The 22,471-nt window shown below is 39.5% G+C and carries 19 protein-coding genes; 1 reads left to right on the forward strand and 18 read right to left on the reverse strand.

Translation table 11 applies throughout. The features are described from left to right. Positions 1–151: 151 nt before the first annotated feature. The 12 genes from speD to PDT38_RS14645 form a co-directional block, all read right to left on the reverse strand. Positions 152–532, reverse strand: coding sequence for an adenosylmethionine decarboxylase (gene speD / locus PDT38_RS14590; protein ID WP_270802621.1), 381 nt, complete (start codon positions 530–532; stop codon positions 152–154). 235 nt (positions 533–767) lie between these two features. Next, positions 768–1,790, reverse strand: a complete 1,023-nt coding sequence (locus tag PDT38_RS14595; protein WP_270802622.1) for a glyceraldehyde-3-phosphate dehydrogenase — start codon at positions 1,788–1,790, stop codon at positions 768–770. A gap of 141 nt (positions 1,791–1,931) precedes the next feature. Further along, positions 1,932–2,528 (reverse strand): dephospho-CoA kinase, encoded by a 597-nt coding sequence (coaE, locus tag PDT38_RS14600; protein ID WP_270802623.1) that lies wholly within the window; start codon positions 2,526–2,528, stop codon positions 1,932–1,934. 16 nt (positions 2,529–2,544) lie between these two features. Then, positions 2,545–3,177, reverse strand: a complete 633-nt coding sequence (gene ytaF, locus PDT38_RS14605; RefSeq protein WP_270802624.1) for a sporulation membrane protein YtaF — start codon at positions 3,175–3,177, stop codon at positions 2,545–2,547. A gap of 135 nt (positions 3,178–3,312) precedes the next feature. After that, positions 3,313–4,140: a DNA-formamidopyrimidine glycosylase gene (gene mutM / locus PDT38_RS14610; RefSeq protein ID WP_270802625.1), complete on the reverse strand. Its 828-nt coding sequence runs from the start codon at positions 4,138–4,140 to the stop codon at positions 3,313–3,315. Positions 4,141–4,158: 18 nt separating this feature from the next. Continuing rightward, positions 4,159–6,798 carry a DNA polymerase I gene (gene polA, locus PDT38_RS14615; RefSeq protein WP_270802627.1) on the reverse strand — a complete coding sequence of 880 codons (2,640 nt, stop codon included), beginning with the start codon at positions 6,796–6,798 and terminating at the stop codon, positions 4,159–4,161. 228 nt (positions 6,799–7,026) lie between these two features. Then, positions 7,027–8,760, reverse strand: coding sequence for a two-component system histidine kinase PnpS (pnpS, locus tag PDT38_RS14620; protein ID WP_270802629.1), 1,734 nt, complete (start codon positions 8,758–8,760; stop codon positions 7,027–7,029). Then, on the reverse strand, positions 8,753–9,475 hold the full coding sequence (locus PDT38_RS14625; RefSeq protein ID WP_270802630.1) for a response regulator transcription factor: 723 nt from the start codon (positions 9,473–9,475) through the stop codon (positions 8,753–8,755). Before PDT38_RS14625 ends, pnpS begins: the two co-directional genes overlap by 8 nt. 253 nt (positions 9,476–9,728) lie before the next feature. Next, the gene (mdh, locus tag PDT38_RS14630) at positions 9,729–10,667 is read right to left on the reverse strand and encodes a malate dehydrogenase (RefSeq protein ID WP_270802631.1); all 939 of its coding nucleotides are present in this window, start codon (positions 10,665–10,667) and stop codon (positions 9,729–9,731) included. A 35-nt stretch (positions 10,668–10,702) separates the two neighbouring features. Continuing rightward, a complete protein-coding gene (icd, locus tag PDT38_RS14635) occupies positions 10,703–11,971 on the reverse strand; it encodes an NADP-dependent isocitrate dehydrogenase (RefSeq protein WP_270802632.1) in 1,269 nt (422 codons plus the stop codon). Between the two features lie 91 nt (positions 11,972–12,062). Then, the gene (gene citZ / locus PDT38_RS14640; RefSeq protein ID WP_270802633.1) at positions 12,063–13,184 is read right to left on the reverse strand and encodes a citrate synthase; all 1,122 of its coding nucleotides are present in this window, start codon (positions 13,182–13,184) and stop codon (positions 12,063–12,065) included. Between the two features lie 570 nt (positions 13,185–13,754). Beyond that, a complete protein-coding gene (locus PDT38_RS14645; protein WP_270802635.1) occupies positions 13,755–14,219 on the reverse strand; it encodes a DUF441 domain-containing protein in 465 nt (154 codons plus the stop codon). 97 nt (positions 14,220–14,316) lie between these two features. Between PDT38_RS14645 and ytvI the strand changes: the two genes are divergently transcribed. Further along, positions 14,317–15,426, forward strand: a complete 1,110-nt coding sequence (gene ytvI, locus PDT38_RS14650; RefSeq protein WP_270802636.1) for a sporulation integral membrane protein YtvI — start codon at positions 14,317–14,319, stop codon at positions 15,424–15,426. Between the two features lie 45 nt (positions 15,427–15,471). On the opposite strand, the gene PDT38_RS14655 is transcribed toward ytvI, so the two are convergent. The 6 genes from PDT38_RS14655 to PDT38_RS14680 form a co-directional block, all read right to left on the reverse strand. Further along, positions 15,472–15,858 (reverse strand): FxsA family protein, encoded by a 387-nt coding sequence (locus PDT38_RS14655; protein ID WP_270802638.1) that lies wholly within the window; start codon positions 15,856–15,858, stop codon positions 15,472–15,474. Between the two features lie 116 nt (positions 15,859–15,974). After that, positions 15,975–17,732, reverse strand: a complete 1,758-nt coding sequence (gene pyk, locus PDT38_RS14660) for a pyruvate kinase (RefSeq protein ID WP_270802639.1) — start codon at positions 17,730–17,732, stop codon at positions 15,975–15,977. A 25-nt stretch (positions 17,733–17,757) separates the two neighbouring features. Continuing rightward, positions 17,758–18,717 (reverse strand): 6-phosphofructokinase, encoded by a 960-nt coding sequence (pfkA, locus tag PDT38_RS14665; RefSeq protein WP_172297001.1) that lies wholly within the window; start codon positions 18,715–18,717, stop codon positions 17,758–17,760. A 242-nt stretch (positions 18,718–18,959) separates the two neighbouring features. After that, on the reverse strand, positions 18,960–19,937 hold the full coding sequence (accA, locus tag PDT38_RS14670) for an acetyl-CoA carboxylase carboxyl transferase subunit alpha (protein ID WP_270802641.1): 978 nt from the start codon (positions 19,935–19,937) through the stop codon (positions 18,960–18,962). Next, positions 19,922–20,797 carry an acetyl-CoA carboxylase, carboxyltransferase subunit beta gene (accD, locus tag PDT38_RS14675; protein ID WP_270802642.1) on the reverse strand — a complete coding sequence of 292 codons (876 nt, stop codon included), beginning with the start codon at positions 20,795–20,797 and terminating at the stop codon, positions 19,922–19,924. Before accD ends, accA begins: the two co-directional genes overlap by 16 nt. A 337-nt stretch (positions 20,798–21,134) precedes the next feature. Further along, positions 21,135–22,370, reverse strand: a complete 1,236-nt coding sequence (locus tag PDT38_RS14680; RefSeq protein ID WP_270802644.1) for an NAD(P)-dependent malic enzyme — start codon at positions 22,368–22,370, stop codon at positions 21,135–21,137. Positions 22,371–22,471: the final 101 nt, after the last annotated feature.

Below are 22,471 nucleotides of genomic sequence, written 5' to 3' on the forward strand. Positions count from 1 at the left end.
GTCTATAGGGTTGTGATCACCCATTTTTACGGAAAACATTCTCAGCCCATGTACACTTCTCTCTCTATTCTATTAGAAACTCTCTATATTTCCAAGGAAAAACAGATAAACAAAAAGGAGCGGACTTTTTAATCCGGCTCCTCTTTTGACATTAAAGCGCCTGTGCTTTTGCCTGTTTTAGCTGAACAGGTCCCATGCCTCTCGGTATTTCAATGTTTTCTCTTGTTTCTGCTTTCAACTCATCTGCAATATGATCCGCAGCTACATTCGGATCTAAGTCTCCGCAAGTATAAACATCAATGCTGGCATATCCGTGTTCAGGAAAACTGTGGATGGTTAGATGTGACTCGGAGATAATGACCACACCGCTCACACCTTGTGGTGCAAATTTATGAAACGCAACCTCTCTTACCTCAGCACCTGACTTCAGTGCCGCATTTACAAACGTTTTTTCAATAAAATCCATGTCATTCAGCTTATCAAAATCGCATCCCCATAGTTCGGAGATAACGTGACGCCCCATTGTTTCCATAGCATGGACCCCCCTTAACAAGAATTAAAAAGTGAATTTCTAAGCAACTGAACCGGTCATTTACCACGGGGGAAAGTTAGTCCGGAGAGGTCCTAACCCTTTAAGTAATGCCGAAGCGCTCACGAACTAGAAGTTCACGAAAAATAGTATACTTTGTTTGATTCTTTTTTGCAAGGCGGTTTTGTTTAAATGTTGAATAAGGGGTTTTTATTTTATCTCCGTCCATGCTTTTATTTTATACAGCAGACAGATGTTTCATTCTTAAAGCAACATATTTGATTAAATCAACAACCCGACAAGAATATCCCCATTCGTTATCATACCATGCAAGCACTTTCATTTTTCTATTATCCAGTACCATTGTTGAAAGACTATCGATAACGGCTGAATAAGAATTTGTATTAAAATCAGATGACACAAGCGGTTCATCGCAAACATCAATTATTCCTGCCATTGAACCTGCGGATGCCATTCGAAATACTTCGTTAATATTTTCAACTGTTACATCACTTTTTAAATCTGCCACAAGATCAACAAGTGAAACATTAGAGACAGGAACCCTTAAAGCCAAACCATGCATTTTCCCTTTTAAATGCGGCATGACAAGTGACAAAGCTTTCGCTGCTCCTGTAGTGGTCGGAATAATGGACGAACCGCAAGCGCGGGCTCTTCTGAGATCCTTGTGTGGGTTGTCAATATTGTTTTGGTCGTTAGTAAAAGCGTGAACAGTTGTCACAAGACCGTTTTCAATCCCAAATGCATCATCAAGTACTTTGGCGACAGGTGCAAGACAATTTGTTGTGCAAGAAGCATTGGAAATAATCGTGTGCCGCTCGGCATCAAACTCACGCTCATTAACACCCATTACGATCGTAATGTCCTCATTCTTTCCAGGGGCAGTTAAGATGACTTTTTTTGCCCCTGCTTCAATATGGGCCGCCGCTTTTTCTTTTGTATTGAATTTTCCGGTCGCTTCCACAACAATATCGATTCCATGTTCAGACCAAGGCAGTAAGAGTGGGTTACGCTGATTGGTCAAGATCACTTTCTTACCGTTAATGAGAAGGTAATCTTCCCCTGTTTTTATATCAAGCTCAAAACGACCATGATTTGTGTCATACTTTATTAAGTGAGCGAGTGTTTCCGCTGGATAGCTCGCATTAATGACTGCAATGTCAATTTTTTCATCAAGTAATGCTTTTCTAAAGACCATTCTGCCAATCCGGCCAAATCCGTTGATTGCAACTTTTACTTTCATCAACCAAACACCCCTTATATTTTATGTCATTCCATATCATGTTTTATTCAAAATAAGTATAACACATTATCATTAATTATATATACCAATTATTTCTTCTACAGCTCATTTTACTAAAAAAAGCGAGTGCATATTCCGCACTCACTTTTTGCATTGATCAAACAGTTCTTCAAATTGTTGTTTTGTATTTTCTAAGCTACCGCTGTTATCAATAACCACATCAGCTTTCTGCTTTTTTTCATCAAGTGACAGCTGAGCATTTATTCGATTTTTCGCCTCTTCTTCTGTTAGCTGGTTTCTTTTCATCAGCCGTTCTAATTGAAGATGTTTGGGAACCCAAACAACAAGCACTTTGTCTGTCAAAGATTCAAGCCGACTCTCATATAAAAGTGGTATATCAAGAACGACAATTTGTTCATTAGCTTGAATTGCTTGGTCCCGTTGTTTGATCATCGCTTTTCTCACTTCTGGATGAACGATCTCATTTAACTGTTTTCGTTTATCTTCGTTTGTAAACACAAGTGTACCAAGTTTCTTCCGATCGATATCACCGTTATCAAGCAGGATCTTTTCCCCGAATACCTCGACCATTTTTTGATAGGCTGCTTTTCCTTTCTCAACAACTTCTTTCGCAATGAAGTCAGCATCAACAACTGTAATTCCTCGTTTTTGAAACATTTGTGCGACAGTACTTTTCCCGCTGGCAATTCCACCGGTCAAACCGATCACCAATGTCACAAACTCACATCCTTTCTTACAGTTTCCAAATTCCGATCATAATAAGTAATATCCCTGGAAGAAAGGTCAGTTTATTCATCCAGTTCCACCTTGATAAAAAACGCCCCGCATGAATGCCCATGAATACAAACAAAGAGCTCATTATGGCTACTGTCAGACTCATTGGAACAGGTGCAAAACCTAAAGCGGCCGCTCCAATTCCCGCACCAAACGCGTCGATTGAAAGGGCAAAACCGAGCAGGACTGCTTCTATTCCGTTGATCATTCCAGATTTATCAATATCTGCACTCATTGGTGTTCTTAAAATTTGAATAACGATTCCAAGTGATTTAAGTTCAAGGTTAATCAGTGTTTTTTCTGAGATTGAAATATCCTGCTCTTTTTCCGGTCTGAAAAACTGGTACAAAACCCAGACGCCAATTCCCATTAAAATAACCGCTCCAAGCCTTTCAGTAACAATGACAGGGAACATTTTAGAAAGAAATGATCCGATCATCATGGCCAGTACCATTACGGTTCCTGAGCAACAAGCGATAATTAAAATCGCTTTAAAAGGGAGTTTCAGCTTGCGTAATCCGTAAGTAAAACCGACTGAAAAACTGTCCAGGCTGACAGCGAATGCCAGCAGTAAGAAAGATGCAAACATCATATCCGGTTCTTCCTTTCTGTTGATAGCCTAGGAAACAGCTTTTATAGGCTTCTTATATATATGAGAAAAGAAAACCATCTGTGTATTGTTTCATCAAAAAGAAACAACACACGAACCGGATTGATGATTTTTACATTATTTTTTTTGACACTTGATACAAAAATGGGTGCCTCGTCCTCCAACAACCGTTTTTCGAATGACTGTTCCACATTTTTTGCAAGGTTCGTCTTTCCTGCCATAAACAAAAAGACGGAGTTGAAACATGCCGATTTCCCCTTGTGAATTAAGGTAAGACCTGACTGTACTTCCCCCTGCTTCAACGGCTTCTTTTAATGTCTGGATGATTTGTTCATGGAGACACTCTGTCTGCTTATATGTTAATTGATTTGCATTTGTTTCTGGATGAATCCCTGCTCTAAACAGCGCCTCATCGACATAAATATTTCCTAATCCGACAACTGTGCGCTGGTCAAGCAGTGCAGTTTTAACTGAACGGTTTGTTTTGCTGAGACGCTCTCTTAAATATCGAATCGTAAACTCGTCACTAAAAGGTTCCGGGCCAAGCTGGCACAGAGGTAACTCTGTCCTCTCTTCACCAGGTTTAAATAAATGCATCGTGCCAAATTTTCTAACATCCCGGTAGCGAAGCTCCGTTCCGTCTGTAAATTTGAAAATCACATGCACATGTTTATCAAGTGGTTCATCTTGTTGATGAAGTCCATATTTTCCTTCCATTCGTAAATGGGAGACCATCACACAATGACCGAAATGAAACAATAAAAATTTCCCCCTTCTATCAATTGACTCAATGGTTTCTCCGACAAGGAGCCTTGCAAACTCTTCAGGATCTGCCGGACGTTTAATGATGTTTGCCCACTTGATTTCGATCGTTGCAATGGTTTTTCCTTTGACAAGCCCGGTAAGAGTGCGCCGGACAGTTTCAACTTCTGGCAGTTCCGGCACAAGATCACTTCCTTTTCATTATTTCGCATCATACCAAGAAGATCCTGATGCACAATCGACTTTAAGTGGAACATCGAGTTGTAGTGCATTCTCCATCACTTCAGGCACAAGCTTTTCTAGCACTTTGATCTCTTCTTCAGGCGCTTCAAAAATTAATTCATCATGCACCTGCAACAATAATTTAGCTTGAAGTTTTTTTTCTTTCAGCTTGTCCGCCATTTCAATCATGGCTTTTTTAATAATATCTGCAGCACTTCCTTGTATCGGTGTGTTCATCGCTGTCCGCTCGGCAAAACTGCGCAGGTTAAAGTTTCTGCTAGTAAGCTCCGGAATGTATCTTCTTCTGCTCAATAGTGTTGTCACATAACCCTTTTGTTTCGCAGCTTGAACAGTTTCTTCCATATATTCTTTCACACCCGGAAAACTGTCAAAATAACGTTCAATAAATGCAGCTGCTTCTTTTCTTGTAATTCCCAGGTTTTGCGATAGTCCGTAATCACTAATCCCGTAAACAATTCCGAAATTGACGGCTTTCGCCTGTCTTCTCATCGCCCCTGTCACTTCTGATTCAGAAACATGAAATACATCCATCGCTGTTTTTGTATGAACATCCATATCATTTGTAAATGCTTCAATTAAGTTTTTGTCCTTCGAAATATGTGCCAACACTCTTAACTCGATCTGGGAGTAATCTGCTGCAAACATCAGCCAGCCTTTTTGTGAAGGAACAAATGCTTGGCGAATTTTCCGTCCTTCCTCAAGACGAATCGGGATATTTTGCAAGTTAGGGTCAGTTGAGCTAAGCCTTCCTGTCTGCGTTAATGCTTGATTAAAACGAGTATGCACCTTACAAGTATCTTTACGAATCACTTTTAAAAGCCCTTCAACATATGTCGACTGTAGCTTACCAATCTGTCTGTAGTGAAGAATATCTTCGATGATGATATGCTTGTCACGAAGCTTTTCTAAAACATCTGCTGATGTAGAAAATCCTGTTTTTGTTTTTTTGATAGCCGGAAGCCCAAGTTTTTCAAACAAGATCACACCAAGCTGTTTAGGTGAATTAATATTAAAGGTTTCTCCAGCTGATTCATGAATTCTTTTTTCATACTCTTTCAGTTTACCTGTCAATTCCTCACCCATGTTTTTGAGTCTATCAACATCAACTTGAACACCGATCGATTCCATTTCGCCAAGAATGTGGGCAAGCGGCATTTCAAGCTTTTCAAACAGTGCCAACTGCTTGTTTTTTTCCAGTTCTTCTAACAGTTTTTCATGGAGCATTGAAATGGCTTGTCCTTTCCTAGCTAAATGAACAGCAAGTTCGTTTTCACTAGGAACCGCTTGTTTGGCCCCTTTTCCGTAGACCACTTCATCTGAGGAAACAATCTTCAATTGATGTTCCCCTGCAACACTTGCGACATCATCAAATGAATGGCCTGGATTGATAATGTATGCAGCAAGGAGTGCGTCAAATTCAGCCCCTCTCAGTTCAATTCCTTGCCAACGCAAGGCGACAACAGCGCGTTTAGCATCAAACACCCATTTCTTTTTCGTTTCATCCTCAACCCATTTTTTAAAATCGTCAGAGTTGAGGGCGATGTCCTTAGGGACAAAAAAAGCACCATTTCGATTAACAATGGAAAAACCAAGAATCTCTGCTTCATGATAGTTATCTCCGAGCTGTTCAACTACAAATGAAGCAGGTGAAGCAAATAAATCATTCGTGATGCTGGTCACCATGTTTACATCGATCTCTTCAAACTGTTCTTCCCTTGATTGTTCCGGGTCTTCACCGAGCCGCTCAAGTAAAGAGTTAAAACCAAGATCTTTGTATAATTTCAAAACAGCTTCCCTATCAAAACCTTCATATTCAAGACCGTTCAAATGAATATCGAGTGGGGCTTCTGTCATAATCGTTGCAAGCTGTTTACTCATTAAAGCCTGCTCTTTAAATTCAGCCAGCTTTTCTTTTAGTTTTTTTCCGCTTACCTCATCGATGGATGATAGAAGTTCCTCAACCGTATGAAATTGCTTTAATAACTTGATCGCTGTTTTTTCCCCAACACCTGGTACACCTGGAATATTGTCTGATGTGTCTCCCATTAAACCTTTCATATCAATAATTTGCTCAGGGGTTAGCCCATATTTTTCCTGAACATGATCAGGTGTATAATATTCAACATCTGTGATCCCTTTTTTCGTAATGGCTACGGTAGTCTCTTTTGTTGCAAGTTGTGTTAAATCCTTATCACCTGAGAAAATCTTAACTTCAAAACCGTCTTCTTCAGCTGATTTCGCTAGTGTCCCAATAATATCATCAGCCTCATAATGTTCCAGTTCATATCTGGCGATGCGGTAGGCATCTAAGAGCTCTTGAATAAACGGCATTTGTTCTGAAAGTTCAGGGGGTGTCTTCTGCCTGCCTCCTTTATATTCTTTAAATGTTTTATGCCTGAATGTCGTCTTTCCTGCATCAAAAGCAACTAGCATATGGGTCGGTTTTTCTTCTTCTAGCATTTTCATTAAGATCATCGTAAAGCCGTATACGGCATTTGTATGTATTCCTTTTTCATTGCTGAGAAGAGGCAGTGCGTAAAAGGCACGATAAGCCAAGCTATTTCCGTCAACCAGCACCATTTTTTTTCTGTTCGTCATCTTGATCCTCCTAAAAAGCCCATATAAGAACTTCCATCGTCTTCATATTGATCTATTGTTTATTTTAGCAAAGTTCATTTTGAAAGGAAAATTGTTGAGAAAACAAAAAAAGGACGCAAGTACTCTCGCGCCCGTCCAATTGGCTCCTTGGATGAAGGGGTTCACTGATATATTATCAATGAAGTTTTAATCGTGTATATGAAAGGTGTTAAGTCTTTGTAAAGATTGTTAACGTCCTCCACGTTTTAAGCGAACGGTAAAAATAGTACCTTCTCCTTGCTCACTTTCAACATCGATTTCTCCATGGTGCGCTTCAACCAGGTGTTTGACGATCGCAAGACCAAGCCCAGTGCCTCCTGAATTTCTGCTTCTATCTTTATCAATCCTATAAAAGCGCTCAAAGATTCTTGAGATTTCTTCATGTTTGATACCAATGCCAGTGTCCTTCACTTTAACTTGCACCACACTCTGTAAGACTTCAGCTGAAATGGTTACAGTCCCATTTTCTGTTGTGTATGTCAAGGCATTATTCACTAAATTTAAAAAGATTTGCTTTAATCTGTGAGGATCACCAGAAGCAAGCGCCGTTTCTTTCGGTTTGTTCAATTTCAGTATGATCTTTTTTTCCTCAGCTTTACTTTTCAATAGCATTTCAATTTCTTCAAGTATTTCACCGATATCACACTCTTGAATGTTTAAAGTAAAGGTTTGCTGCTCAATTTTGGAAAGATCTAAAAGATCTTGAATGAGGGTTTCAAGACGTCCGCTTTCTTTTAAAATAATCGAGAGAAATTGCTGCAGGGTTTCTCGTTCATTCATCGCACCATCTAACAGTGTTTCAGTAAATCCTTTGATCGATGTAATCGGTGTTTTCAGTTCGTGGGAAACATTCGCAACAAAATCTTTTCTCATCTCTTCAAGCTGTTTTCTCTCTGTCATATCATGAAAAACAAGAACAATCCCTTTCCATTCATCATTAATACCGATAATCGGAACCCCATCAATTTCAAAATATCTTCTTTCAATCTTAATCGGCAGATGAAACATTTTGCGGACTTTTGTTTCGGTCATAAAAATTTCTTCAATGAGATCGATGATTTCTTCATGTTCCAACACTTCGTGATAAAAGTGGTAAAGAAGCTGGTCAGCTTCAACATAAAATTGTTTTTGATATGCTCGGTTCACCAAATGAATATAGCCTTTTCCGTCAATTAAAATCAGTCCAGAATCAATATTTTCAATCACAGTTTGCAGGCGATCCCGCTGCATTTCCTGTGCTCTTGTCATGTCTTGCAAATTTTGAGCAAGCATATTAATCGACTGGCTGAGCATTGTCTCATCTTCATTGTATGTCCTTGCTTTATAATTTCCTTTTGCAAGTTCAATTGCAACTTGAGTTGCCGATTCAATCGGATTTGTATATTGAGAAGTGATTCTTGCACCAAGCCCAGCTATAATGAGAAAAGCCGTTCCAAGACTAACACCAAGAAGAATCCAAATCTTTTGATTGATATCATGTAATGGTTCAATCGGTGAACGTATCAACATGTAGCCCTGTAGTTTTCCACTATCTTTTAATGGCTGCACATACTGAAATATTGATTCGTCATCAGCTTTTATTTGAAAGCCTTCATCTTTATCGTTTTCTATTATTTTTTTGATTAAATGCCCTTCAGGATATTTTCCATCATGAAAAAGAACCTGACCTTTTGTATTGATAAGCGAGATATCACTATCCAGTTCACGGCTTGCTTTCTTTAATAACGCAACTTGCTTTTGAGATGTAAGTTGATCAGTATCAACCAGTGAGGCAATCAGGTTCGTTTCTGCTTCAATATGATGGCTTAGTTTTGTGTTGTAATTCGTATGAAACAAATGAACAAGGAGAAAACCAAGTGATGCAAATACGAAAATCAAGAGCGTTAAAAGGGCCGCTAAAAGTCGCGTCCGAAATTTAATCATTCAGTTTCGGCTCCTCCATTTTGTAACCCAAACCTCTGATCGTTTTTATGTATTGAGGTTTTTTCGTGTTCTTTTCTATTTTGTCACGCAAATGGCTAATATGGACATCGACAATCCGCGTATCTCCGGCAAAATCATAATTCCAAACCGCATTCAAGAGCAGATCTCTCGTCAGCACTCTCCCTTTATGTTTTCCAAGATAAAGAAGCAACTCAAATTCCTTCGGTGTCAGTTCCAGCCGCTCGTCTTGAAAATATACCTCATAATGTTCCGGCAATATTTTAAGTTCGCCAATCAAAAGTTCGGATACATCCGTTTCATCCGTTTCATCAGACTGAACAGCCATCGTCTGCGTTCTTCTTAAAATCGCTTTGACTCTAGCTGTAACCTCGCGCGGACTGAACGGTTTTGTCATATAATCATCGGCTCCGAGTTCAAGTCCTAGCACTTTATCAAATTCATCGTCTTTTGCAGTCAGCATTAAAATCGGATACATGAGCTTTTGCTGTCTCAATTCCTTACAAACTTCAATACCATCCATTTTTGGTAGCATAAGATCGAGCACAATTAAATCAGGTTTTTCTTCAATGGCTGTTAATAAGCCACTCTCTCCATCCATGGCTGTCACAACATGATAGCCGGACCGTTCAAGATTATATTTAAGAAGTGTCACAATCGATTCTTCATCATCAACAACTAATATTTTTTTGCTCATGACATGCCTCCAGGCTTTATATTTCCCCGACATCTCTATCTCTATTTGTATTCTTATTTTAACGAAATTCGGCCTGTTCGACAATTTGAATTTTTTATTTCATTGATCCGGTCACCGTTTTTTTAAAAAAACTGAAATGTTCGGGTAGATGATTATGAATAGTTATATGCTCTGGGAGCATGTTTATGTCTTGTTTTTCAATTGATTAGACATATTCAAAACAGGAAGGCTAAAAGCCTTCCTGTCCGATTACTTAAGAGAGCACCTTCATAACGTTTTTAACGGATTGAACAGATTGATCAAGCTGTTTCTGTTCATCTTCTGTCAGCTCCAGTTCAATGATCTTTTCAAGACCGTTTCCACCGATAATTGTTGGTACTCCTAGATAGATTCCATTGTAGCCATATTCACCTTCAAGATAAGCAATTGTCGGTAGAACGCGACGTTGGTCTTTCAAGATTGCCTCAACCATTTCGGTTAAGGAAGCAGCAGGAGCATAGTAGGCACTACCGTTTCCTAGCAGATTTACAATCTCTCCTCCACCTTTTCTTGTCCTTTCAACAATTGCATCAATGCGATCTTTTGGAAGAAGCGTCTCCAGCGGAATTCCGCCTGCATATGAGTAACGAACCAGTGGGACCATATCATCACCATGTCCACCTAGTACAAAACCTGTGATATCTTTGACAGAAAGGTTTAGTTCTTCAGCAACAAACGTTCTGAATCGTGCTGTATCTAATACCCCTGATTGACCAATCACCCGTTCTTTTGGAAAACCAGACTCTGTGTATACTGCATATGTCATCGCATCAACAGGATTGGTCAAGACGATAATCATACATTCAGGTGAATATTTGACGATCTCTTTTGTCACACTTCTCATAATTTTTTCATTCGTTGCGACGAGGTCATCACGGCTCATTCCCGGTTTTCTGGCGATTCCCGCGGTAATGACGACAATGTCTGAATCAGCTGTGTCTTCATAATTCGCCGTTCCTTTGATACTAGCATCAAACCCTTGAACAGGACTAGCTTCTAACATATCTAGTGCTTTCCCCTTTGTAGGATTCTCCAGTTGAGGAATGTCAACCAATACGACATCAGCCAACTCTTTTTGAGCTGTTAAGAATGCAGTTGTTGCACCTGTAAAACCAGCTCCGATCACAGATACTTTATTACGCTTCTTTCCCATGTTTCTCTACCCCTTTTAAGTTGTTATTGTATTTATTACATGTTTTTAATGAGTTCATCCCCAAACTCAGAACATTTGACTTCTGTTGCACCTTCCATTAAACGTGCAAAGTCATAAGTGACCACTTTCGAGGCAATTGTTTTTTCCATCGCTTTTATAACGAGATCTGCGGCCTCATTCCAGTTTAAATGTTCAAGAAGCAAAACGCCAGAAAGAATAACCGAAGATGGATTCACCTTGTTAAGCCCAGCATATTTAGGAGCAGTTCCGTGAGTCGCTTCAAAAATAGCATGTCCAGTTTCATAATTGATGTTTGCTCCAGGTGCGATCCCGATTCCACCAACTTGAGCTGCAAGAGCATCAGAAATATAATCACCATTTAAATTCATTGTTGCTACAACATCAAATTCAGCTGGACGAGTCAAAATTTGTTGAAGGAAGATATCTGCGATGCTATCTTTGATAATAATTTTCCCCGCTGCTTCGGCTTCACTTTGTGCCTGATTAGCTGCATCTTTGCCATCCTTTTCAACAATGCGATCATACTCCGCCCATGTAAACACTTGATCAGCAAACTCTTTTTCAGCTACCTCATATCCCCAATTTTTAAAGGCACCTTCAGTATACTTCATGATATTTCCTTTATGAACAAGGGTCACAGATTTGCGGCCGTTTTCAATCGCATATTCAATCGCAGCTCTAACAAGTCTCGATGTTCCTTCTTCTGAGACCGGTTTAATTCCGATTCCTGATGTTTCTGGAAAACGGATTTTATTGACGCCAAGTTCATTTTTTAGGAAAGTAATTAATTTCTCAACTTCTTTAGAGCCTTTGGCATATTCAATACCAGCATAAATATCTTCTGTATTTTCGCGAAAGATGACCATATCCGTATCTTCAGGACGCTTAACAGGAGAAGGAACACCGGTAAAATAGCGAACGGGTCTTAAACACGTAAACAAATCAAGTTCCTGTCTGAGCGCGACGTTCAAGGAACGAATTCCGCCTCCTACCGGAGTTGTTAAAGGGCCTTTAATCGCGATAAGGTACTCACGAATGGTGTCCAGCGTTTCTTTCGGAAGCCATTCACCTGTTTTGTTGAAAGCTTTTTCTCCAGCATATACTTCTTTCCAAGTGATTTTCTTTTCACCTTTATACGCCTTTTCTACAGCTGCTTCTAAAACTTTTGAAGCAGCTCTCCAAATATCAGGGCCTGTTCCATCCCCTTCAATAAACGGGATAATTGGATGATTTGGAACATTTAATACTCCGCTAGAGACTGTAATTTTTTCACCTTGTGTCACAATAAAACCTCCCATAAAATATGTAATATTCATCGTTTAAAAAGAACAGTGAAAGAGGCCAGCCTGATATTACGGCAACCTCCTGATTAAATCAACAGCTTCTTTCCTCAATCGGAATGAATGTCTGCATGTTTGGTCCTGTGTAATCAGCCCGCGGGCGTATTAAGCGGTTATTTTCATATTGTTCTAGAATATGAGCTAACCAGCCTGATACTCTGCTAATGGCAAAAATAGGTGTAAACAGGTCATGATCGATTCCCAAGCTATGATAAACTGATGCCGAGTAAAAGTCCACATTTGGCGGCAGGTTTTTTTCTGATTTGACGATTTCCTCAGTCCGTTCAGATATCTCAAACCATTTGCTTTCACCGGTTAAATTCGTTAACCGTCTGCTCATTTCCTTCAAGTGTTTTGCTCGTGGATCTCCTTGACGGTAGACGCGATGACCGAAACCCATAATCTTTTCTTTTTTTCTGAGTTTAGCTCGTATAAAAGGCTCTACGTTTTCCACTTCGCCAATCTCTGCAAGCATTTTCATGACGGCTTCATTTGCACCACCGTGAAGTGGACCTTTTAAAGCGCTAATAGCTGCTGTTACACCTGAATAAATATCTGAAAGTGTAGCCACACATACCCTAGCTGTAAAAGTAGATGCATTCAGCTCATGATCAGCATGAAGAATCAACGCTTTATCAAAAGCTTCCACTTCAACAGGTGTAGGCTCTTTTCCATTTAACATGTAGAGAAAATTTGCGGCAAAGCTAAGCTTAGGGTTTGGTTCGATAGGGTCAAGTCCTTTGCGGATTCTTGAAAAAGCAGCGACAATTCCCGGCATCTTCGCTTGCAGACGGACTGCTTTCCTGTAATTTGCATCCGCATCCATTTGATCAGCGTCTTCGTCTAATAGACCCAATAATGAAACGGCTGTACGAAGCGCTGCCATCGGATGGACTTTCTCATTGGTACAGGATTTAAAATGATCGATTAGCTGTTTGGGGATGCCAGCTTGATCTGAAAGTTGGTGTTTGAGCTCGGCAAGCTCCTCTTTGTTTGGCAACCTTAAATGCCAAAGCAAATAAATGATTTCTTCAAAGCTGGCTTTTTCCGTCAATTCATCAATATTATACCCTACATATGTAAGGGTATCATCAATAATTGAACTAACTGATGATGAAGTAGCGACTACCCCTTCTAGTCCGCGAGTTGCTGTCATATACATCTCTCCCTTTTTTAAGTTTCCCCTATAAAAAATAAAACGACTATACGGAGTGATAACAATGCAACATGGTACACTCTCTTTTTATCCCAAAAAGAAAATGCTTTCATTATTTTGTTTTACAAATAAAACAATCATGCTGTCATATCCCATTCAATCCTCCGATCAGCTTAATAAAAATTAAGCTTATTTTTATTATAAACAATTATCAGATAAATTTGTAGGTTTTTAACCGAAAATGCTTACAAGTCCTAATGAATCAATGATTCCACTCCACTCATCAAAGTCAAATCCCTTGTTGAATCATGTCTGATTCCGTCTTTATTTGCAGAAATTTTTAATAGAAAGATTTTGATAATTGTGAACAAACGCAGCTCTCCTGTTTTTCAATATAAGAAAAATTTATTTCTTTATATAATTTTTACCTATAATAAATTTTTGAACTTCTCGTAAGCGCAGAGCACTGAAGTTAAAATAAACCTACCGATCGTAGGAGCATTTATAAAAACACTAGACTTGATCCCAATGTAAAAACTGCACCCCTATCACGATTGGGGTACAGTTGGCTTAAGCGGTGAAATATTGAACAACTTGCATCACAAAATAGGCGATACCAGCCCCGATTAAAGGACCGACAGCGATCCCATTAAATAGAGCAACAGCAAGGATCGTTCCTAACACAAGTGCTGTTGTGATATGCGGATCTTCCGCAAGCAGTGTAATACCATTTTTAGCGATCAAAGCAACGAGAATACCCGCACCTAGAGCGATCCAAGCATAATATGATTTCATCGCTTCAACAAGCTGTTTAAAACCGATATCTCCCGTTGCAATAGGGACAAGAACGGCTATTGTAATCACAGTTACCCCCCAATGAATTCCCTTTGTTTGAATGGTGGGAAACCATTTTTGATCAAGACCTATGAGTTTGATCACTAAAAGAACAGATACGGCTATGATCAAGGACTGGTTTTTTGCTAGAAAACCAATCCCCAGTAAAAGAAGCAAAAATAAGTTGGCTTGAGTAAACATTTGTTTCATCTCCATTTTTTTATACCTTTTTCATAATAACAGGTCTCATGAATAAAATGAAAAATAGGACACGCTTTCTGATCGGAGGATAATAGAAGTGAATCAACCTTATTTAGCAATTGCGTTTCGGGCTGGTTATGTACTATTAGTGATAGCAGCAGTCGGAACTGCCGGCTACTATTCTTTTTCAGTTATTTATCCTTTTCTTTTCGCGCTTATTCTTGCTGTTATCATCAATCCTGTTGTTGAGTGGTTTGAACAGCGGACAGGTTTTTCAAGAGGTATCAATGTTTTCATCGTTCTGAGTGGGTTTTTAATCGCAGGATTTGGACTTTTGACATTGATCATTGCGGAGATTGTTTCTGGTACGGCATACTTAGCAAAAATGCTGCCCGTTCAGCTTAACAAAATTGCAATTTACAGTGAAGCGTTTTTTACAAATAAGATCATGCCGCTTTACAATCAGTTTGCCACATTTTTTGACGGTCTTGAAGCAGATCAGCAAGAATCAATTATTGCTCAAATTCAACACCTAACCAGTGAAATCACCTCAAGTACTGCTTCGTTTCTTTCCATCATTCTTGAATCTGTGTCTCACTTTTTTGCATTTCTTCCCAACACAGTAGCTGCACTGATGATTTCCTTATTAGCTACATTTTTTATAAGCAAAGATTTTCACAAATTAACCAATGGAATTCAAGTTGCTTTACCAGAACGCCTCCTTGTAGGAGCCAGAGCTGTCTATATTGAATTAAAAAAAGCTTTGACCGGCTTTTTGAAGGCACAGCTCACACTTGTCGGTATCACAATGATCCTTGTCTTAATCGGCCTTTTGCTGTTACAAGTCAATCATGCATTTACAATTGCGTTTTTTACTGGACTTATTGATCTTCTTCCATATTTAGGTGCAGGGTCTGTGTTTGTTCCTTGGATTTTATATTTAGTACTGACAAAGCAACTGCCACTTGCGATTAGTATTGGAGTTTTGTACATTGTTGTTCTGCTAGTCAGGCAACTTGCTGAACCGAAAATATTAAGCAAGTCGATCGGGCTTCATCCGTTGGGGGCATTAGTCGCACTTTTTGCCGGTTTTAAATTGTTTGGGTTTTTCGGGCTGATAATAGGACCAGCTCTTTTCGTTGTGATTCAAGCTTTCATTCATACCGGGATTTGCAAAGACGTATGGCTTTTTATTAAAGGAAAGTAAAAAAATAAACGACAATCCGCTTTACAGCAGGCTGCCGACCTTAGTTTATTTAATAATTTTTACCCGTCTTCTATCAGACATTCTCTTTAATTTGCGGGATAAGAATGGTTTTAATCTGTTTCGGGACAACGGAAGCAACAGTAGCAAACCGATCAAATCTGATACAAATCCAGGCAGAAGAAGCAATATACCACCAATAAAGATACAGAGCCCATCTAAAATTGCATCTCCTGGCATTTTTCCATATTGAAGATCGCGCTGAACTTTATGGTACACCTCTATACCTTGTTTTTTGGCAAGGACTGCCCCTAAAAACCCTGTCAGAATAATGAGCAATACTGTTGGCAGAATACCGATCCAGTTTGCAGACAATAAGAACAGACCGATTTCACTTGCAGGTAAGATGACAAGAACCAATAAAAAAAGCTTCATTGTTTTCACCTCAGGATTCCTTTAAGAACGTGAATAACTAACTGTCCTTATGATACTTTATTTTTCTCTAACTGTAAAAAAAGAAGGGAACTGATCCCTTCTTTTTCACTTAAGCATTAAAGTACGCTAGCATGTCCTTTGTAGACAACACCCCGAGCGGAGTCAACTGTGATATCTTCTCCAGCTGTTAAAATCGAAGTTGCTTTTTCTGCTCCGACGATAACAGGGATACCAAGACTTAGGCCAACAACCGCCGCATGGCTTGTTAAGCCGCCTTCTTCCGTAATAAGGGCTGATGCTTTTTCAAGAGCTCCAATCATATCGCGATCAGTAGCTTTTGTCACTAATACGGCACCTTGTTTCATTTTTTCATCTGCTTCTTTTGCATTGTGAGCAACAACGACTTCGCCAAACGCAGATTTACGTCCAACTCCTTGACCTTTAACAATTGCATCACCAACAACCAACACTTTCATTAAATTGGTTGTACCTGCTTCACCAACAGCACCAGCTGTAATGACAACTAGATCACCATTGTTGACTAGACCACTTTCAAGTGATCTTTGAACTGCATTTTCAAGCATTTCATCTGTTGATTTGTGGTTTTGTCCACTTTTTGCAAAAACACCAAAGACAAGAGCCAATTTTCTTGACACGGAATCATCTACTGTCACCGCCACAATCGGAGCCTTTGGACGATATTTAGAAATCATTCTTGCTGTATGTCCGCTCTCAGTAGGTGCAACAATTGCTGCTACTCCCAAGTTAATTGCTGTATGTGCAACAGATTGTCCGATTGCATCTGTAATTGAAATGCCAACTTGTTTGCTTCTAGCAGAAAGGATTTTTTTGTGATTGAGCGCTTCTTCTGCACGTGACGCAATATTGTGCATTGTTTGAACCGCCTCAACTGGATAAGTTCCAGCTGCTGTTTCACCAGAAAGCATGATCGCATCAGTGCCATCAAAGATTGCATTTGCAACGTCACTTGCTTCAGCGCGTGTTGGGCGTGGGTTACGTTGCATACTGTCAAGCATTTGCGTTGCTGTAATGACAGGTTTACCCAATGTGTTACATTTTTTAATCAAGTCTTTTTGAACGAGTGGAACTTCCTCAGCTGGAATTTCAACACCTAAGTCACCGCGGGCAACCATTAGACCGTCTGATACGTCAAGAATGCGGTCGATATTGTCGACACCTTCCTGATTTTCAATTTTTGGAATGATTTGAATGTCAGTTGCTTCATGTTTTTCAAGCAGTTCGCGAATTTCAAGAACATCTGATGGGCGACGTACAAAAGATGCTGCGATAAAATCAATACCTTGCTCAATTCCGAATACGATATCTTGTGCATCTTTTTCAGTGATGCCTGGAAGATTAACACTAACTCCTGGCACATTGACACCTTTTTTGTTTTTCAAGACTCCACTGTTGAGTACCTTTGTCAAAATTTCACGCTTGTCCGTTCTCACTTCAATAACTTCAAGCCCGATTAATCCATCATCAAGTAAAATAGTTGAACCTTTTGTTACGTCATCTACTAAACCTTCATACGTAACAGAAAACTTTTCAGGTGTTCCGATCACTTCATCCATTGAAACGATCACTTCAGAACCTGTATTCAGTTCAATAGCATCATTTTCCATATTATGAGTGCGGATTTCTGGGCCTTTTGTATCAAGAAGAATACCGATATCTTTTCCAAGCTTGTTCGCTGCTTCTCTGATGTTTTTAATTCTTGCGGCATGTTCTTCATGATTTCCATGAGAAAAATTGAGCCGAGCTACATTCATTCCCGCTTCCATTAGTTGTGTAAGCTTTTCAATACTTTCACTTGCCGGGCCAATTGTACAAACGATTTTTGTCTTTCTCATTATTTCTTCCTCCTCGGGTTATCCACTAAATAGACAATTCTTGTGACAGGCGGTACATATTCTGATCAATGGTATGTTTATGATCAAGGATTTCGATAATATCATGGTGTACAAGCTGATTGTTTTGTATTCCGACACAACGTCCACCCTTACCTTCAAGAAGCAGTTCAACTGCAAACGCTCCAAGGCGGCTGGCTAATACACGATCAGCTGCAGTCGGTGAACCACCACGTTGAATGTGTCCAAGTACTGATACCCTTGTTTCAAACTTGGTAGCTTCTTCAATTCGTTTTCCAAACTCTACCCCACTACCTACACCTTCGGCAACAATGATAATACTATGTTTCTTGCCGCGTTCGTGACCTCTTTTCAGTTTGGCGATGATTTTATCCATATCGTAATCTGCCTCAGGAATAAGGATGGACTCTGCTCCTCCTGCCAAACCTGACCACAAAGCGATGTCACCTGCATGGCGCCCCATAACTTCTACCACGTATGTACGTTCATGAGACGTTGCTGTGTCTCTAATTTTATCGATGGCATCAATAACAGTGTTTAAAGCTGTATCAAAGCCAATCGTTAAATCTGTTCCCGGAATGTCATTATCGATTGTTCCCGGAACACCTACACATGGGAATCCATGTTCCGTTAATTTCTTGGCTCCCATATAAGAACCATCTCCACCAATAACAACTAATCCTTCTATACCATATTTCTTTAAGTTTTCTATTCCTTTTTTCTGTCCTTCTACTGTTTTAAACTCAGGACATCTTGCTGAATAAAGTGCTGTTCCTCCACGATGAATAATATCTCCAACAGAACCAATTTCCAGTTTCTCAATTTTTCCGTTGATAAGACCTGAATAGCCGTTATAAATTCCGTATACTTCCACATTGTGGTATATTGCTTTTCTCACAACTGCTCGAACAGCCGCATTCATTCCTGGTGAATCGCCGCCACTCGTCAATACTCCGATACGTTTCATTTTTTTCACCTCGAAAACTTATATAAAATTACCTTAACACGATCATTGTTTCAAAAACAATGAAAAAGGGATGTAGTCTTTCCGAAGTCCCTTCTAAACCCTAATTATTATACAATTAAATAGAAAATTTTTAAATAAATTTTAAACAAACTCTTTGAAAAACCGCAGTAAAATGACACAATCCTTTCACTTTCTCTGCCGTTTATAAAAAAACAAACGTAAGCCAAAGGCCTTACGTTTGTTTATTCTACCCCAATATATTGATTTTCAGTCGATATTTTTCCAATTAATTTATACTTATGATATCTTTGCTGGATCAGTTCATTTTTAGTCAAGTGTCTTAATGATTTAAGCGCTTGTTTTAATGTCTCATCAATGTATTCGGCTTGCCTTTTCAAATCGCGATGTGCCCCGCCTCTTACTTCTTTTATAATATCATCGATAATATCTAAACTCTTAAGGTCGGGTGCTGTAATTTTCATTGTTTCAGCTGCTTTTTGGGCAAGTCCTGAGTCTTTCCAAAGTATTGCTGCGGCTCCTTCTGGAGAGATCACAGAATAGGTTGAATTCTCCAGCATCATTAAACGGTTTGCAACACCGAGAGCAAGTGCTCCACCGCTACCGCCTTCACCGATAACGAGAGAAATGACCGGCACAGAAAGTCCTGCCATTTCAAAAAGGTTTTTAGCAATAGCTTCACTTTGACCTCTTTCTTCAGCTGCCTTTCCCGGATAGGCCCCCTTCGTATCAATAAAACAAATAATCGGTCTATTAAATTTATCGGCTTGTTTCATCAATCTCAGCGCTTTACGGTACCCTTCAGGATGCGGCATTCCGAAATTACGGCGGATATTTTCTTTCGTATCCTTGCCGCGTTGGTGACCAATGACTGTAACAGGAAGGCCGTGAAACTTAGCAATCCCACCTACAATTGCTTCATCATCGCCGAAATAACGATCACCATGGCATTCAAAAAAATCGGTAAAAAGATGTTCTATATAATCAAGTGTTGTTGGACGATTTGGATGCCTTGCAATCTGGACCCTGTCCCAGGCTTTTAAGTTTGAATAAATATCTTCTTCAAGCTTTTTCAGACGGTTTTCTAGTTTTGTTATTTCAGAACTCAAATCCATATCTGAATCTTGTGTGAACTTTTTTAGTTCGGCAATTTTATCACGAAGTTCAATCACTGGTTTTTCAAATTCTAATTCTCCAGCCATTCATGGTCACCTCCCTTTTGATGAATGTCCAAAATAAGACGAAGCGTTTTTTTCATGTCAGCTCTATGAACAACGGAATCAAGCTGACCGTGTTTCAATAAAAATTCAGCTGTCTGAAAATCTTCAGGTAGCTCTTCGCGAATCGTTTGTTCAATAATTCGCCGACCAGCAAAACCGATCAGTGCACCTGGTTCCGCAAGGTTGTAGTCGCCGAGAGAAGCAAAGCTTGCAGAAACTCCCCCTGTTGTCGGATGGGTCATGACTGAAATCATGAGGCCACTTTCTTCACTGAATAGTTTTAATGCTGAGCTTGTTTTTGCCATCTGCATCAAACTGAGAAGCCCTTCTTGCATTCTCGCTCCTCCTGAAGCGGTAAAAATGATAAAAGGAATTTTTTCTTCCCTTGCCTTTTCAATTGCTAATGTGATTTTTTCTCCTACAACTGACCCCATGCTTCCCATTCTAAAGGTCGAATCCATCACAGCAACAACGGCTGGCAAGCCTTCAATTGTTCCTTTACCAGTCACAACTGCTTCATTTAAAGCCGTCTTCTTGCGGTCACTTTCCAATTTTTCCATATATCCCGGAAATTGAAGTGGATTTTCTGAAATCATGTCTTGATTAAACTCTTCAAATGATTGATCATCAAGAATACTTTTGATTCTTTGCTTTGCATTCATTTGAAAGTGATGTCCGCAATTTATGCAGACTCTTAAATTTTTATCCAGCTCTTTTGTGAGCATAATTTTTTTACAATCAGGACATTTTGTCATGATGCCTTCCGGTACATCCTGCATGACTTTTTCCGCAGGAACAGAAGCGTATTTTTTCTTCTTTTTACTAAATATATCCTTTAACAAACGATTACCTCCCTTTTCTGAAGGGTTTCTTCAAATATGCCTGTCCTGGTTTTTTAACTAGGAACTACACTATACCGAAACTATTGTACTTTTTTTGTCAAACGGTGTCATCCTCCATTCGACATTTTTTAATCGGCAAATACGTCATGAAGGTTACAGAGTTAATCCTGATAAATTGATATATAAGCCTTGGCAACGAATACAAAACCCTGTAAAACAAATAAAAAAAAAATTAATTTAAATCGCGAATCGTGATATTTGAGAAACAGCGCGTAATGACTCTTGAATTTAAATCATCACGCGCTGATGAGAATATAATGATCAATAATAAGAGCTATTACTTTTCACCTATAACGGCAAGTCTTCTCGTTTTTTCAGCCACTTCATCAGGGTTTACATCAATTCTTGCCACACCTGTTTCCATAGCCGCTTTGGCAACAGCACTTGCAACTGCCGGGGCAACCCTTGGATCAAATGGAGCAGGAATGACATATTCAGGACTCAACTCTTGATCTGAAACAAGTGATGCAATTGCTTCAACAGCAGCAATTTTCATCTCTTCGTTGATATGTGTCGCTCGAGCATCTAGGGCACCACGGAAAATACCTGGGAAAGCAAGCACATTGTTTACTTGATTGGGAAAATCAGAACGTCCAGTACCAACAACACTAGCACCCGCTGCGTGCGCTTCAGCAGGCATAATTTCTGGATTTGGATTTGCCATGGCAAAAATAATTGGCTGGTCAGCCATTTCCCCAACCATTTCTTTTGTTAGAGCTCCTTCAACGGAAACACCGATAAAAACATCGGCACCCTTAATCACGTCTTTGAGTGATCCTTCAATTCGATTTTTATTTGTATATTTTGCAACTTCTGCTTTCACGGCATTCATACCTATTGGACGACCTTCATAAATCGCGCCTTTTGTGTCACACATAATGATATCTCTAACACCAAAATGGTAGAGCAGCTTAATAATCGCAATTCCTGCTGCACCTGCACCGTTTGCCACAACTTTAACAGAAGACATCGATTTACCAGACAGTTTAAGCGCATTAACCAGTCCAGCCACGGTAACAATCGCAGTCCCATGTTGATCATCGTGAAAAACTGGAATCTTCGCTTCTTTTTTGAGACGTTCCTCAATCACAAAACAATTCGGAGCTGCTATGTCTTCAAGATTGACCCCGCCAAAAGTCGGTTCGAGAAGTTTAACAGTTTCAACTATTTGATTGACATCTGATGTATTTAAACAAATTGGAAAAGCGTCAACTCCCGCAAAACTTTTAAAGAGAACTGCTTTTCCTTCCATGACAGGCAATGCTGCTTCAGGTCCGATATTCCCCAGACCGAGAACAGCAGTACCATCAGATACAACTGCTACCATGTTTCCCTTCATGGTATAATCATATACTTTGCTGTTATCATCATATATGACTTTACAGGGCTCAGCTACGCCGGGAGAGTAGGCGAGACTTAAGTCGTCCGCGTTTCGAACCTGTACTTTTGATTTTGATTCCAATTTGCCTTGGTTAACTTTGTGCATATGTAGTGCATTTTCTTTCAATGACATGTGAATAACACTCCTTCAAGGGGCAATTTTGTTTTGCTGATTAAGATTCTTTTCAGGCAAACAATAGAATCTTAAGAATGATACCATAATTTAAGGTTTTT

Origin of the sequence: Bacillus changyiensis, assembly GCF_027706145.1 — a bacterium.
GTDB classification, from domain to species: Bacteria; Bacillota; Bacilli; order Bacillales; family Bacillaceae; genus Bacillus; species Bacillus changyiensis.